The organism is Mycobacterium sp. (genome assembly GCF_032162605.1).
Lineage (GTDB): Bacteria > Actinomycetota > Actinomycetes > Mycobacteriales > Mycobacteriaceae > Mycobacterium.
Window position 1 is genome coordinate 1 of record NZ_JAVROT010000355.1, and the last position, 14050, is coordinate 14050.

Annotated in this window: 14 protein-coding genes and 1 pseudogene; 8 read left to right on the plus strand and 7 right to left on the minus strand. The window is 65.8% G+C overall.

What is annotated here, in order from left to right; genetic code table 11:
- On the plus strand, positions 1-570 hold a 570-nt coding region (locus QOI01_RS20030; RefSeq protein WP_526383997.1), incomplete at its 5' end, for a PGAP1-like alpha/beta domain-containing protein.
- A gap of 34 nt (positions 571-604) precedes the next feature.
- Complete coding sequence (locus QOI01_RS20035) at positions 605-1159, plus strand: DUF5313 family protein (protein ID WP_526383999.1); 555 nt, start codon at positions 605-607, stop codon at positions 1157-1159.
- 32 nt (positions 1160-1191) lie between these two features.
- On the opposite strand, the gene QOI01_RS20040 is transcribed toward QOI01_RS20035, so the two are convergent.
- A complete protein-coding gene (locus tag QOI01_RS20040) occupies positions 1192-3753 on the minus strand; it encodes a sensor histidine kinase (protein ID WP_526384023.1) in 2562 nt (853 codons plus the stop codon).
- A gap of 540 nt (positions 3754-4293) precedes the next feature.
- Here QOI01_RS20040 and QOI01_RS20045 point away from each other — a divergent pair.
- On the plus strand, positions 4294-6648 hold the full coding sequence (locus QOI01_RS20045) for an FdhF/YdeP family oxidoreductase (protein WP_526384001.1): 2355 nt from the start codon (positions 4294-4296) through the stop codon (positions 6646-6648).
- An 8-nt stretch (positions 6649-6656) separates the two neighbouring features.
- Here the strand turns inward: QOI01_RS20045 and QOI01_RS20050 are convergent, their stop codons facing one another.
- The 3 genes from QOI01_RS20050 to QOI01_RS20060 form a co-directional block, all read right to left on the minus strand.
- Positions 6657-6782 carry a hypothetical protein gene (locus tag QOI01_RS20050; RefSeq protein ID WP_526384003.1) on the minus strand — a complete coding sequence of 42 codons (126 nt, stop codon included), beginning with the start codon at positions 6780-6782 and terminating at the stop codon, positions 6657-6659.
- 278 nt (positions 6783-7060) lie between these two features.
- Positions 7061-7744, minus strand: a complete 684-nt coding sequence (locus QOI01_RS20055) for an NADPH-dependent F420 reductase (RefSeq protein WP_526384005.1) — start codon at positions 7742-7744, stop codon at positions 7061-7063.
- Between the two features lie 57 nt (positions 7745-7801).
- Entirely contained in the window at positions 7802-8275 is a 474-nt protein-coding gene (locus QOI01_RS20060) for a nuclear transport factor 2 family protein (protein WP_526384007.1), read from the minus strand.
- 227 nt (positions 8276-8502) lie between these two features.
- Here QOI01_RS20060 and QOI01_RS20065 point away from each other — a divergent pair, with 227 nt between their 5' ends.
- The 4 genes from QOI01_RS20065 to QOI01_RS20080 all read left to right on the plus strand — a co-directional run bounded on the left by QOI01_RS20065 (position 8503) and on the right by QOI01_RS20080 (position 11024).
- Positions 8503-8970, plus strand: coding sequence for an RrF2 family transcriptional regulator (locus QOI01_RS20065; RefSeq protein WP_526384009.1), 468 nt, complete (start codon positions 8503-8505; stop codon positions 8968-8970).
- 252 nt (positions 8971-9222) lie between these two features.
- Positions 9223-9501 carry a hypothetical protein gene (locus QOI01_RS20070; protein ID WP_526384011.1) on the plus strand — a complete coding sequence of 93 codons (279 nt, stop codon included), beginning with the start codon at positions 9223-9225 and terminating at the stop codon, positions 9499-9501.
- An 80-nt stretch (positions 9502-9581) separates the two neighbouring features.
- Positions 9582-10454, plus strand: a complete 873-nt coding sequence (locus tag QOI01_RS20075; protein ID WP_526384013.1) for an LLM class flavin-dependent oxidoreductase — start codon at positions 9582-9584, stop codon at positions 10452-10454.
- 408 nt (positions 10455-10862) lie between these two features.
- Positions 10863-11024, plus strand: coding sequence for a hypothetical protein (locus QOI01_RS20080; protein WP_526384015.1), 162 nt, complete (start codon positions 10863-10865; stop codon positions 11022-11024).
- Positions 11025-11284: 260 nt separating this feature from the next.
- On the opposite strand, the pseudogene QOI01_RS20085 reads toward QOI01_RS20080, so the two are convergent.
- Together QOI01_RS20085 and QOI01_RS20090 are read right to left on the minus strand one after the other, a co-directional pair.
- Positions 11285-12132: pseudogene (locus tag QOI01_RS20085) on the minus strand (aldo/keto reductase).
- Positions 12133-12558: 426 nt separating this feature from the next.
- On the minus strand, positions 12559-12849 hold the full coding sequence (locus QOI01_RS20090) for a hypothetical protein (protein ID WP_526384017.1): 291 nt from the start codon (positions 12847-12849) through the stop codon (positions 12559-12561).
- 181 nt (positions 12850-13030) lie between these two features.
- On the opposite strand from QOI01_RS20090, the gene QOI01_RS20095 reads away from it, so the two are divergent.
- The gene (locus QOI01_RS20095; RefSeq protein ID WP_526384019.1) at positions 13031-13315 is read left to right on the plus strand and encodes a YggT family protein; all 285 of its coding nucleotides are present in this window, start codon (positions 13031-13033) and stop codon (positions 13313-13315) included.
- A gap of 72 nt (positions 13316-13387) precedes the next feature.
- On the opposite strand, the gene QOI01_RS20100 is transcribed toward QOI01_RS20095, so the two are convergent.
- Positions 13388-14050 (minus strand): gamma-glutamyltransferase (locus QOI01_RS20100; RefSeq protein WP_526384021.1); only part of this gene is annotated, 663 nt, incomplete at its 5' end.

Genomic DNA, 14050 nt, shown 5'->3' on the forward strand with positions numbered 1-14050 from the left:
CTCGCAGTCGAGGTTGAACGGATGTTGTCGCAAACCGGCGCGGATAGGGTGCATCTGATCGGGCACAGCCTGGGCGGGGTTGTCATCGCGCAGGCCATCGCAAGCGGCCGACTCGCCGGGAAGGTCGACACCATCGTCACCCTCGGCGCACCGTTCGGGGGTTCGCCGTGGGCACATCTTCTGCCAGTCGGGGCGATTGCCCGGGCGCTGCGGGAAGGTTCGCCACTCTTGCGGCGACTCGCCTCCACGCCGGTACCCGAGGGCCTGCGGTGGCTGGCGATCACGGCAACACTCGACGTGGTCGTGCCCGGCGCCCGGTCGGTGCCCGCCCACGCCGAAGTGGAGACCGTGACGATCGGCGGCGTCGGCCACCTCGGGATGCTTGCGAGCCCGCAGGTTGTCCGACGTATCGTCGCGGCATTTTCCGCGATCACCAACGAAGACAAAGCATCTGAAGCTCGCTCTTTTCATCAGCCCAGTGACACGTGCTCGGCAAAAGTTCAGCGTCGCCGACGAGAGCTTCACGAAAAGTCGCCACTGGCAGGGGGTGCCGATGGGTGTCAGCGGTGACGACGTGGACCGGCCGAACGGCAATGATCAACGCATGACACAGTCGGATACCCCAAGCCGGCCTGACCCACTTCGCTGGCTCTGGTACACGTTTGGTGGTGGCCTCGGCGCGCGCTACCGCGAATGGGTGTTGCACGACGTCACCTCGCCTAGCCATTGGATGCGCCAAGTGGCCCGCGTCGTGGTGCAGACGGCGGCAACGGCGGCGCTGGCGATCGTCGTACTCGGAACCGGTTGGATCACTTGGGTTTCGCTGATCGGCGGCCTTTCGTTGACGCTGGTGTACTACGCCGCATTCTTCGCCGCGTGCGCCGAGCATCGGCTCTGCCAGCATGGCTACCCGTGGGGTACGGCCCAGCGGATCATGAACGAGCGCGACAGGCGAAGGACCCAACGGCATACTGTCCATCGGCAGATCCGTGATGACCCCGGTTGTTGGGTTCGTCTGGACGTAGCCCGTCAGGCTGCCGCCGTCGCCAGCATTTACCCCCGGCTGCACGCCACCCGTCCCGAAGGTGGCGCCCACGGATGCAGACGGCGCTACCTCATCGCTGGTTCAGCAGAGCTCGAGGAAGGTGGACACCGCTAGTGGTCTCGTCGGTACTCGCGGGGTCCCGGTGCTCACGGGCCGTCGAGCGGGATCGTCACGTCCAGCGACGTCCCACCTCCGGCCGGGCTCATAATTCGCATTCGCCCGCCGAGAGCCTCGACCCGGTCTCTGAGCCCGACGAGCCCTGAGCCCTTGCCGAAGTCAGCGCCCCCGATTCCGTCGTCGCTAATCGACAGGGACAGGACGTCATCCTTGGCTTGTCCGCGCACGGCCACGTGGGAGGCGCGGGCATGCTTGGCGGCGTTGGTCAGCATCTCGGACACGACGTAATACGCGCCGACTTCGACTGAGTCGGGCAAGCGTCGGTCAATCGCAAGCTCGAGGGTGACCGGGACGGCCGATCGGCGGACCAGTGTCTTTAGCGCGGGACCGATTCCGCCCTTGGACAGAATCGACGGATGGATCCCACGTGAGATCTCTTGCAGATCTGTGGTGACACCGGTCAATCCGGACACGATGTCCCCAAGCTGCTCTCCGAGCGCCTGCAGGCCGGGTGGCACTGATGCCTCTGCCAGCCGCACCTGAAGCCCCAGCGCGACCAGCCGTTGTTGGGCGCCGTCGTGCAGGTCGCGCTCCAGACGGCGGCGTCCATCGTCCGCGGCCGCGACGATGCGGGCGCGTGAGGCGATCAGTTCGGCGCGGGTGGCCGCGTTCGCAATCGCGGTCGCGACGAGATCGGCGAAGCCGCTCATGCGCGCCTCGGTGTCCGGTGGCAACGGCTCGGGTCGCAACGAACCGAGCGCCGCCGTTCCCCACACCCGTCCGTCGACAATGATCGGAACTGCCACCGTGGAACGCAGGCCCGTCGTCCGTAGCCATGCAGCGACCCAGCCGGGAGCATTCTGAAACTCCAAGCCGTCCAGGCGTGCGGGCCGGCCGGTGTGAAACACCCGCGTTGCGATGTTGTCGCCTTCCAACAAGGTATGGCGTGCGCCGACGAACGGCGCGCGCTTGAACCCGGGCGTTAGGGCAGCCACGGCGAGAATGGTCACCGTGTCATCGTCGAAGCTGCTCACCGTCGCGTTGGCCGCATGCAGGCAGCGGGCCATCTCGTCCGCCACCGCGGAGAACACCTCCGAAGGGGGCGTCCCACGCGCCACCAGGGTGGCCACCCGCCGCAACGCTGCCTGCTGCTCGGCAAGCACGCCCAGCTCGTCGCGGCTGGCCTGCAATTCCGCGCGGGTGGCGGCATTGGCGATCGCGGTCGCGACCAGATCGGCGAAGTCGCCCATGCGCGCCTCGGTGTCCGGCGGCAGCGGCTCGGGTGCCGACGAGCCAACGATCGCCGCGCCCCATAGCCGGCCGGCAACGATGATCGGCGCTCCGACCGCAGAGCGGATGCCGAGTTTACGTACCTGCGCGGCGACCGGGCCGGCAGCGTTCTCGTGGCTGTCCATTCGGGCGGTGCGCCCGGTGTGGTACACCATCGCGTTGATGTTGTCGCCCTGGAATGAAAACCGCGTGCCGGTCCGAATCGTCTTCAACCGAGGCTCATCGTGGGCCGCGAGGAGCGTGGCCGTGTCGTCGGATTCGTAGCGGTAAACGGTCGCGGCGTGCACACCCAGGCAGCGGGCCAACTCCCCCGCCACTGCGGAGAACACCTCCGACGGGCTGACCCCGCGCGCGACCAGTGTCGCGACCCGCCGCAAGGCAACCTGCTGCTCGGCGAGCCGACTCAGCTCGTCGCGACTGGCCTGCAATTCCGCGCGCGTGGCGGCATTCGCGATCGCAGTGGCCACGAGATCGGCGAAGTCGGCGATTCGTGCCTCGGTATCCGTGGGCATGGGCTCGGGGCTCGTCGAGCCGACGATGGCCGCGCCCCACAACCGGCCACCGACAACGATCGGAACTCCCACGATCGACCCGACGCCCTCGGCACGGATGCGTGCGGCCTCTGGGCCCGACGTGTCGTCGGGGTTGTCAACCCTGGCCGCGCGGCCGGTCCGCATCACCAACGCTCCCACGCCATCGCCGCCCAACGGAATGCGCTCGCCCGTGACGGGCATTGTCGTGATCCCCGGCTCGTACCGTACGGCGACCATGAACCCGGTGCCGTCCGGCTCGTAGCGGAGCAGCGCCGCATTTACTACATGCAGGCAGCGCGCCAGTTCATCGGCCACTGCGTCGAACACGTCCGACGGACCTGCTCCACGCGCGACCAGCATCGCCACCCGCCGCAACGCGGCCTGCTGCCCCGCGAGCGCGCCGAGCTCATCGTGGCTTGCCTCGACCTGCCGACGGCGTTCAACAGCCTCGGCGGCGCGCGATCGGGCCAAGCCCGCGAGCGCGGCGGCCGACAGAGCGACGACCAGGAAGACGGTGACCGCCACCCAGTCCTGGACCCAGATCGCGACGATGCTCCCGCCAGTCTGCAGATGATGGAAGTGAACGTAGACAACGGCGCTGGCCAGCGCCATCATCACCCCGAGCCGGAATCCCCACAACGTGGCGACAAGCAAGACACCCAGCAGGAATACCACTCCGAAGATGTTTCCGGGGGCGACCTGTTTGAGCAGGTAGACCAGGGCGCTCTCGGCCGCAATCAGCAATGCGCCGACGGCGAGCCCCAGCATCAGGGGCGGGGATGTCGGGCGCAGCAGCACTGAGAGCACACGTGCCCGCGTCGTTGACGACTCAACTCGGGCATCAGACCCGTCGGGCACTGAAGTAGCCCCGGGCAACCGGCCGGGGAGCCGTGACCGTCTCTGCGTCATAGCGCAAACTCACAAATCGATCTGGCGGACTCAAGAGAGTGCCAGCCGAATCATAACCCCAACCTCGACGGCAGCGGCGAACGTGCGTGGCCGCCGCAGGCCAGCGTCGAAGCAGCTCCCCGACGGGATCAATCCGGCCCGGATACACAGTGCTGCTTGGCTTTTCCTGCGCCAGTCTGTCCTCGCGCAGCGGACGGGTCCTGACGCCGGCGCTGTTGAAGTAGCGGCTCACGCGGAGTGCGAACCGGTCGATACCCCCAGATTGGTGCTGGCCACGGCTGCACCCGGACTGCGACACTAGAAATGTCAAGAAATGTCAAGAAATGGATCCTCGCTCCAGGCGTTCATCGCAAATTGCGGCGGCGTGGCGCCGGCTGAACGCAGACGAAGGGACATCAGATGACGAACGACAAGAAGCCGATTCCGGGCGACCTGCTCGGGCAGGGCGAACCCGGGCGTCCCGCGGTGGGTCGAGGCCCGAATGTTGGCGGTGAGTTCTCGCAGGAGGATTATCACCATCCTTCGGCCGGGTGGGGCGCGGCTCGCAGTGTGGCAAAGGTGCTGGCGCAGAGCCGGGAGTTGGTCGCCGGAACCCGGGCGATCCAGCGGATGAACCACGAGAACGGCGGCTTCGATTGCCCGGGATGCGCGTGGCCCGATGACACCAAGGGCCTGCACCTGGACATCTGCGAGAACGGCATCAAGCACGTCACCTGGGAAATGACCCGCAAGAGGGTCGGCCGGGACTTCTTCGCCGGCCACACGGTGACCGAGTTGTCGGGGTGGACCGACTTCGCGCTGGAGGACCAGGGCCGGCTGACCGAACCGATGGTCTACGACGCCGGTTCGGACACGTACGTGCCGATCTCCTGGCCGGCGGCCTTCGAGCTGGTGGGCGCGACGCTGCGCGAGTTGGACAGCCCGCATCAGGCGTCGTTCTACACCTCCGGCCGGCTCAGCAACGAGGCGACGTTTCTGTATCAGCTGTGGGTGCGCGAGTTCGGCACCAACAACCTGCCGGACTGTTCGAACATGTGCCACGAGGCCAGCGGCCGGGCGATGACGGCGTCGTTGGGCACCGGTAAGGGCACCTGTGACCTGGACGACTGGGAGAAGGCAGACCTGCTCCTGGTGATGGGAGTCAATGCCGCATCCAACGCGCCCCGGATGCTGACCGGTCTGGCGGAGGCATATCGCCGTGGAGCACAGATCGTGCACATCAACCCGCTGATCGAGGCGGCCAGCCGCCGCACCATCGTGCCGCACGAGTTCCTGGCGATGGCTACCTTCCACCCCACCAAGACCGGAGACATGAACGTTCAGCCCCGCGTCGGTGGAGACCTGGCGTTGCTGCGCGGGGTCGCCAAGGTGGTTCTCGAGCGCGCCCAGACCGATCCTAAGGCGATCGATCACGAATTCCTGCAGCGCTGCACGACCGGCTTCGAGGACTACCGGTCACTCGTCGAGCAGACCGGCTGGCCCGAGCTCGTGCACCAGTCCGGCGTCGACGAGAAAGCGATCCGAGAACTGGCCGAGGTATACCTGGGCGCCGACCGCACGGTGGTGGCGTGGTGTCTGGGATTGACCCAGCAGGAACACGGAGTCGACACCGTCCGCGAAATCGTGAATCTGCTGCTGCTGCGCGGCAATATCGGCCGGGAAGGGGCCGGCCCCTCGCCGGTGCGCGGTCACAGCAACGTCCAGGGCAACCGCACCTGCGGTATCGATCACCGCCCGGGCAAGCAACTACTGGACCGGTTGGCGGAGGTGTGCGCGATCACGCCGCCGCGCGAACACGGCCTGGACACGGTGGCGACCATCGAGGCGATGCTCACCGGCACGGTGAAGGTGTTCGTCAGCATGGGCGGCAACTTCGCCCTGGCCACACCGGACACCGATGCGACGTTCGCCGCACTGCGCAGCTGCGAGCTCACCGTCCAGGTCAGCACCAAGCTCAACCGCAGCCATCTGGTCCACGGCCGCAGGGCGCTGATCCTGCCGTGCCTGGGACGAACCGAGAAGGATGTTCAGCGCAGCGGCGAGCAGGGCGTCACCGTTGAGGATTCGATGAGCATGGTGCACCTGTCGTTCGGGATGAAAAAGCCGGCATCCCCTCAGTTGAAGTCCGAGTGCGCGATCCTGGCCGGCATGGCCCGGGCTACCCTCCCGGAGTCCACCACACCGTGGGAGTCCTACGTCGAGGACTACGACCGGATCCGCGACGTGATGGCCAAGGTGTTCGACGGTTTCGAGGACTTCAACCGTCGCGTGCGGCTACCGCTGGGCTTCCGGATCCGCCAGCCCGCGCGCGAGCGGGTCTTCCTCACCCCGTCCGAAAAAGCGGAGTTCTCCGCGGCCAGCATGCCCGACGTGGTGCCGCCACCGGGACGATTGACCCTGAGCACCGTGCGGTCGCACGACCAGTGGAACACCACCATCTACTCCGATGACGATCGCTACCGGGGGTTGAAGAACCTACGCACCGCGCTATTCATGAACACCGAAGACATGCGCGACCGCGGACTGCACGAGTTCGACCTCATCGACATCACCAGCTTCGCCCGCGACGGCAGCACCCGCTCGGTGTACGGCTATCGCGCCGTGGCCTACAACACCCCGCGCGGCAGCGTATTCGGCTACATGCCCGAATTGAACGTGCTGTGCGCGATCGCGGACCACAGCCAGCAGAGCGGACAACCGTTGACCAAGCAACTCATCGTCGAGGTCACGCCGGCCACCGGGCAGCTGGCCTGACCCGCGCGTCATCCCACCGACACGTTGATGTGTGCCCGCGCGTTGTTGCCGTATCCCCGCGGATTCCACAGCGGCGCAGGTGATTCCGGCTGTGTGACACCGGTGTCGTCCCAAGCCCGAGCGGTCAGTCTCATTGGCCCTGGGTGTGGGCAGCACTCGCTGGAAATCAGCGGTGTCTTTCTCTCGCAGCTGCTTGGCTTTGAACAGCAGCGCCACCTCGGGAGCTGCGTACGGGATGCCCTCGCTGGTGCGCAGGATCAGCTCGCTGTAGGGCAGGGTGATCGACGCCTCGCGCAGGCACACCCAATGCTGCGCTTCTACACCGAAGTGCTCGGCTTCACGAAGCGGCGAGAATTCCTTGCGCCGCCGATGCCACGGTGCTCCGAAGCCGAAGCCGGCACGTGTTCGTGGCTCAGCGCCGTGCCGACGCCAGCGCCGCGCCGACCTCGGCGGCAGAGGCGGGAGCGGCCGGCTGGGTGATGTACTGGTCGTCCTTGGTCACCGCGTAGGGCGCGCAGAACACCGGAGTGCCCGGTTGTGAGCGCCAGCTTTCGGTGAGCGGTCCCATGTCGACGGAGTCGTACCCGAGCAGCGAGAGCAACTCGGCGGCGTGCTTCTTTGTGCCCGGGTCGTTGCCGGCGATCGGCAGCGCGGTGCGGTCGGCCGCGTCCACGGGCCGCGGCAGGGCCCTAAGGTGTCGGTAGTTGATGTTGTTGAACGCCTTCACGATGTGCGCGTCGGCCAGGTGCCGCTGGAGCATTTCGCTATCGGTGAGCTCCTGCGCTTCGAGTTCCGCGATGGTGCCGTCACGCGGGGGAAAGTAGTTACCGGTGTCGATGACCGTCTTGCCGACGAGGTCCTCCCGGGGAACCTTCCCAATAGCGCCGACCGGGATCGTAACGACGACCCAGTCCCCGGCGGCCGCCGCCTGCGCGGGAGTTGCCGCACGGGCCTGCGGCCCCAGTTCGTCCACGAGGTCGGAAAGCGTCTGCGGCGACCGCGAGTTGCTGAGCACGACGTCCAGGCCGGCGTCGACCGCCAGACGGGCGAGCGTGCCACCGATGCGTCCACTGCCGATGAGTCCAAGTGTCGCCATGCTTGAGTACCTCTCTCTTTGATCCCCGAAGCGGGAGTCGTGCGATCAGCAGGGTGATCAGAAGACGTAGGGGATGTCGTGTATGACGTCGAGGTGGCGGATGCGCCAAGCTCCGTCGGTCCGACGGAAGGCGAAGCGGTAGTACCCGGACTCGATGGGCTTGATGGCGCCCTGGGCGCCGAAGGTGCCGACGGGCCACCCGCCCTCGGGCTTCGGGGTTCCGACGACGTCGAAGGTGATGAACTGGGTATCGATGCTGGCCTCGTCGCCGTCGACGGAGACCAGGTGGTCGTAGGTGGTGTGGTGGCTCCAGCCCAGGGGCGGGTGCGGCGCCATGGCCGTGGACATGGCCGCTGCGATCTGTGCTCCACCGGAGAGGTTTCCCAGCAACGTCATCCCGTCGGGCCCGCGGTAGTGGATCTCGACGACTGCGTCGGCCTCGTAGAGCTTCGCCAGCGCCTCGCCGTCGCGCCAGTCCGCAGCCCGGGTGTATCGGGAAACGATCTCTCTGATCTCGTTCTCGGCGCTCATGACGTTCTCCGGTTCTCTCTGTGGTGCCTGTCGGTGTCGAGGCTTCTACGGCAGACGGGTGACCGCTCGCTTGTGCGCCGAGCCCTCGAGCAGGCGGGCACCTTGGATGATCGCAATCTGCATGAATGAAAAGTACATATGCGTGGAAAGAAATGCAACTGTAAGAGTTGCTAATATGGCGGCGTCGGGAGTCACCCGCGCCAAGCGGCGGAAGAAGGGGTACGAGCATGCTGGACGTGCGGTTCTCCAGGTCACTGAAGGCGATGCTCCTGCTCGGCCATGCTGAGGAGGAGAGCAGTCCCGTCCTCAGCTCAGCCCAGCTCGCCAGGAGCCTGGATGCCAACCCGAGCCTGGTGCGCAAGATGATGGTCCCGCTGGTGCAGGACGGTCTCGTCGCGTCCATCAAGGGCCGAAACGGAGGTGTCCGCCTAGGCCGGCCCTCCGACCAGATCACACTGGGAGAGATCTACCGCTCATCCATCGGCGACAAGCCGCTGTGGGCCCCCCGGCCGGAAGGGCCCCGGGAGTGCCTGGTCACCAACCACTCCGCTGAGTACTTCGTCCGGCTCACCGACGAGACCGAGGCAGCCGTCCTCGGCGCATTGGCGGGCCGTACCCTCGCGGACAGCCTCGACGAGTTGCGCGCCATCGACCGGGCCGGCGGTGCTCCCGCTTCGGAACGGCCCCGTCATTAGCTGGGCTGGTTGCCGTTGGGCATCGGCAACGCCAAGGACAAAGCTGGCAACGTTGCCCAGCCGACAACGATCACTGACACCGGCCCCCATCCTCATACCTCAACAATCACCGTCTCTCGCTGAACGTTGCGGCTTCGCTTTCACCGAGGTTGGCTTCGACTGACTACGAGACACCGAGCCCCGAAACCGGGCACACGTCGCCTGTTTGGTACGTGCAGCCGCTCTAACTGGCTGAGCAGCTGCAACGCGGCCGTGGCGGTCAACGCCTCCGGCTTCCAGATCGCCGCCGCGTTCGCCGGCTGGCTGGGCGGGGGAATCATCGACAGTCGCCTGGGCCTGCCGTCGATCTACCTCGTCGGCGCGCTCCTCACCATGGCGGGCCTAGCGATCGCGATCTACTCCCAGCGGCGCGACCGCCGACTAGCGCATCTTGAGGCGAAGCCGACCAGCCCAGAGCGCGGGGACCGTAATCCACAGCGGGACCCAGAGGGCGAGGCCCTCGCTATGGCGGTCCGACGGGCCCGACCATAGGCCCCGAACTCCGTCCGTCCTCGGGTTCTCCGGGCGAGCTCAACAACCGAAAGTGATACACCGATGATGAACTCACGCGCATGACGGCACTCAAGTTCGGCGTCATGATCTTTCCGGACTCCACGATCTCCGACCTGATATCGCGGATGAGACACGCTGAAGCACTCGGTTTCGACCAGCTATTCCTGCCCGACCACACAGGCGATCTGCGCGGCCTCGCCGGACCTTGGCACGACACCTGGATCCTTCTCGCGGTCGCTGCCACCATCACCCATCGCATACGCATCGGCACATTGGTCGCCAACCCGATCCTGCGACCGCCGACCGCGACCGCCAAGCAGGCGATGACAATTGATCACCTTTCCAACGGACGACTCGACCTCGGTCTGGGGGCGGGCATCTTCGCCTTCGACCACCAGGCCACCGGAACCCCGGCATGGCCCGCCCGGGAAAGGATGCAACGCTTCGACGAGTACACCCAGATCGTTGACGGCATCCTGCGCGGTACCGGAGCACCGTTCAGCTTCGACGGCCGATGGCTATGGGCACACGACGTGCCAACCGCGCCGGGACCTCTCCAAAAACCCCGCCCACCTATCGTGGCCGGCGGCCAATCCCCGACGATCCTGCGGGTCGCAGCCGAACGCGCAGAGGTCTGGAATACCCACGGCCCACCGAACGCGGAACTTGATGACCTCGTCATCATCACCCAGCGACAGAACCGACAGATCGACGACTTGTGCACAAGGGCCGGGCGCGACCCCAATACCTTGCGCCGCTCGCTGACGCTATTCGGCGCCACCGACCCGTGGACATCATCCGTCACACTCGAGCAAGTAGTAGAGCGCTTCACCCCAGTCGGAATCGAAGAGTTCGTCATCCACTGGCCTCCCAACCACCGCGCGACTGAGGTCGAAAGACTCTCCCTCGACCTGATCCCCAATCTGCGATGACCCCCTTGGGTCGGCAGGGTCACCCCGGGCACCTCGTTGCGGCCGTGGCCTACCTGGCTAGCCTTGCCACCGGGCCGGGTCACCGGACAGAACATCCCTACCGCCGGCGGCCTGGTCTCGCCCAGCCGCGAGCGGGATGAAACTACCCAGGGACCTGGCGCGGGTCGCGGTCAGCGTCGACGAACGGCATCTGCTGCCCCACGCGGGACTGTTACCGGCGGCCGCACTCGCTCAGCGGGACGAAGGCGCCGACCGTGATCGGGTCGATCCTGGTCGGCGGTGACTCCATCGAGACACCGACCTGCTGCGCTCCGGGGTGAGCAGGCAACTGTTCGACCAACCTATTCGGTAAGGGGTTGAAGTGAGCAAACGGCGAAACGCCCTGCCTTAGTGGCAGAATGAGAACGCATGAGAATCACATTCCGCCACAACGAGGGGCATCTCGCAGATGCAATTGTCGGAGAACCGGGTAGCGTCACCTTCAACGCCCACATCCTCGAAACCGGCACCCAGTCCTACCGTCGACGCATCAGCAAAACCGGACGAACGCCGAACCGCAAACCCAACTAAAAGCCCCTACCGACGACACCAAGTGAGTGTTGCAGTCCACCAATACGTTTCGTTCGCCCACCACCGTGATCGCGGCAAAATCGCGGCATGCCCCTCTGTCTGGGCCGTACCGGAGCTCAGCTCTGAAGCCCTAACGTGGCGCACCCGGGTGGGGGCCGAGTCTAGACATGCGCGGCGCTCGGCGTTGTCAAGTCTGGATGGAATCCGTCCTGCCTACTCATGGACGTTGGCCCATTTCATTGCTCGGCGATCGCTGGTCATTACTCGGGTAGATAGTCGAACTCGTCCGGGTTGGGGCCGATCCTCCCGGATTCGCCGTTGTCGAGGGCCGATATCGCAAGCATGTCGGAGCCGTCCAGCTCGAAGTCGAACAACTCGAAGTTCGACTTCATTCGATCCGGCGACACGGACTTCGGGATTACGATGTCCCCTCGCTGAACGTGCCAGCGCAGCACGACTTGGGCGGGTGACTTGCCGACCGCGTCGGCGATTCGCTCGACGACCGGGTCACCGAGCACCTTGCCCTGAGCGATCGGTGACCACGCCTCGGTCGCGATGCCATGCTCCCGCCCGTAGGCGCGCACTTCTTCGTTTGCGAAGTAGGGATGGACCTCGACCTGATTCACAGCGGGTACCGTGACGGATTCCTTTGCGAGTCGGTCAAGGTGTGCCGGTTGGAAGTTCGATACGCCGATGCTGCGGGCGCGTCCGTCTGCGGCGAACTCTTCGAGAACACGCCAGGTCGAGACAAGTCCCCGTCGTAGAGCGTTGGCAGCGGCCAGTGGATCAGGAATAGATCAACGTAGTCGGAACTGAGCGCGCTCAGTGTTCTGTCGAGGGCGCGGCGCGCGTCGTCCGGTCTGTGCAAGCCGTTGTTGAGCTTGCTGGTGATGAAGACACTGGCGCGATCCAGCCCGGCCTCGACGACGCCCTGGCCAACTCCCTGCTCGTTTCCATACATTTCAGCGGTGTCGATGTGCCGGTAACCGATGTCGAGGGCGGCCTTCACCGCGGCAGCGGTTTTGTCTGGCTCGATCTGGAAGACGCCGAAACCAAGCTGCGGGATGTGCGCGCCACCATTCAGGACCATTGCGGGAACGTTGCTCATCGTGGGTCTTCTCCTCTGTCAGTTGCGCCTGACGACAATCGCCCTCTACGCGGTGCCGTGATGACGGCGAAGTTGTAGTTGCCAGCCTTGCACTTCCCACGGACCTTGGCGTTCCCGCTCGCACCCATCCACCGTTAAGGCCAGCACTACTTGAGCCCAATTCTAATGTGGCACTTCCGCGTTCGATGTTGTTGACCGTCGTTCTTCCTGCAGGCACGTAGGAACCACGCCATCTGGCGGGGGTCGTAGATGGGCAGCAGCAGTGAGGACACCCGATCATCGCGGCGGAATCATTGAGCGTGGACGGCTGAGCAGGCAGCGGCGAGCTCAGCGAGAGCACCAACGCAGCGACGACGGTGGTGAAGTGTGAACGCTTCTTCAGGTAGGCCCACTGGATGTGCGGCTGGCCCAGGCGCTTGCGGCGAGTTACGAAATGTTGCAATTTCCCAATGATGCTCTCGCGCAACGTTTCTGGCCCAGCACGGCACCACGCTGGCTCTCAGCCAGGTCGAAGTGGGTGGCGATGTTCACGTCGACGCCCAGGACCGATTCGGTGCGCAGCTGTTCGATCGCCACCGGCGCCGCGACCACGTCCTGTTTCCAGGAGGCATCCAAATACCAGCGATCTCGGCTCGCGTCGTAGGAAATACTACGTAGCGCAACGCGCGGCGGAAGCCACCCGCACCGGACCCGACCAGCCAGCTCGCCGCGGTACACCGCCCCCGATTTCGTCTTTCGCCGGGTGGCCGACGACCTCCACGGAAAAGATGGGGCGACGGGCCGGGACTTGTCTCGCTGGTCGGTTCAACTCTGAGCCATCCAGCGGGCACTCTCAGTTTCGCCTCAGCCCCTTCTCAGCTGGGCGGCGGACGCTTGGAGAGGTCGGAAGGAGCGTGCGGTGGTCGCAGGCTTGCTTGGAGTCGTTCTCCTGTTATTCGAACTCGTGCTAATTGCCCGTATGGTGGTCGACTGGGCCGGCGTGCTGTCGCCGGCGGGCGGCCGCAGCGGCCTTTACCAGGCCCGGCGGATCACCCACGGCATCACCGAGCCGGTGATCGGTCCGGTCCGGCGGGTGCTGAAGCCCGTGCGGGTCGGGTCCGTCTCCATTGATCTGGCATTCACCGCAGTGTTCGTGGCCGTGATCGTGCTGCGGACCGCCGTGGTTCCGTTGATTCCGTTCTGAGGACGCGGGCGGCAAGCGGTCATCGGCGCCAGCGATGCCGTGCGTCGGTGTGAGGGTCCGGCCGGATCGGCACTAGAAACCGGCGGCCTGCCCGTCGCGACGCGGGTCGCTCGCTGCGAGATACCCGTCCGGCAGGCGCCAGATCGCCTGGCAGCTGCCGAACTGGTTGTAGTCGGCGACCACGGCTAGATCGTGACCGCGGCGGCGCAGTTCGTCGACCGTTGTCGGCGGGAAGCCGTCCTCGAGGCTCACCTGCATGCCGTGCAGCCAACGGAACCTCGGTCCGTCGCATGCCGCCTGCGGGTTCTGGCCGTAATCGGCGATGCGCACCATCAGCTGCAGATGCCCTTGCGGCTGCATGGTGCCGCCCATCACGCCGAAGCTCATCACCGGTGCGCCGTCTCTGGTAAGGAAGGCGGGAACGATGGTGTGGTACGGGCGCTTTCGCGGCCCAACGAGGTTCGGGTGCCCCGGGGTCGCGCTGAACTCGGTGCCGCGGTTCTGCAACGAGATCCCAGTGTCCGGCACCACTACGCCCGACCCGAAGCCGTCGTAGTTGGACTGGATCATCGACACCATCATTCCGTCGGCGTCGGCCGCGGCCAGATACACCGTGCCGCCCTTCGGCGGCCTGCCTGCCGAAAACGGTGTGGCCCGCGCCGGGTCTATCAATGTCGCCCGCTGCCTGAGGTAGTCGGCGTCCAGCAGCTGTTTCGGCCGCACCGGCATGTAGTC

What these genes read in the sequence shown, in the direction of transcription:
- QOI01_RS20035 (WP_526383999.1), top strand. Translation starts at nt 605, where the DNA reads ATGACACAGTCGGATACCCCAAGCCGGCCTGACCCACTTCGCTGGCTC.
- QOI01_RS20040 (WP_526384023.1), bottom strand. Translation starts at nt 3,753, where the DNA reads ATGCTGGGGCTCGCCGTCGGCGCATTGCTGATTGCGGCCGAGAGCGCC.
- QOI01_RS20045 (WP_526384001.1), top strand. Translation starts at nt 4,294, where the DNA reads ATGACGAACGACAAGAAGCCGATTCCGGGCGACCTGCTCGGGCAGGGC.
- QOI01_RS20050 (WP_526384003.1), bottom strand. Translation starts at nt 6,782, where the DNA reads ATGAGACTGACCGCTCGGGCTTGGGACGACACCGGTGTCACACAGCCG.
- QOI01_RS20055 (WP_526384005.1), bottom strand. Translation starts at nt 7,744, where the DNA reads ATGGCGACACTTGGACTCATCGGCAGTGGACGCATCGGTGGCACGCTC.
- QOI01_RS20060 (WP_526384007.1), bottom strand. Translation starts at nt 8,275, where the DNA reads ATGAGCGCCGAGAACGAGATCAGAGAGATCGTTTCCCGATACACCCGG.
- QOI01_RS20065 (WP_526384009.1), top strand. Translation starts at nt 8,503, where the DNA reads ATGCTGGACGTGCGGTTCTCCAGGTCACTGAAGGCGATGCTCCTGCTC.
- QOI01_RS20075 (WP_526384013.1), top strand. Translation starts at nt 9,582, where the DNA reads ATGACGGCACTCAAGTTCGGCGTCATGATCTTTCCGGACTCCACGATC.
- QOI01_RS20080 (WP_526384015.1), top strand. Translation starts at nt 10,863, where the DNA reads ATGAGAATCACATTCCGCCACAACGAGGGGCATCTCGCAGATGCAATT.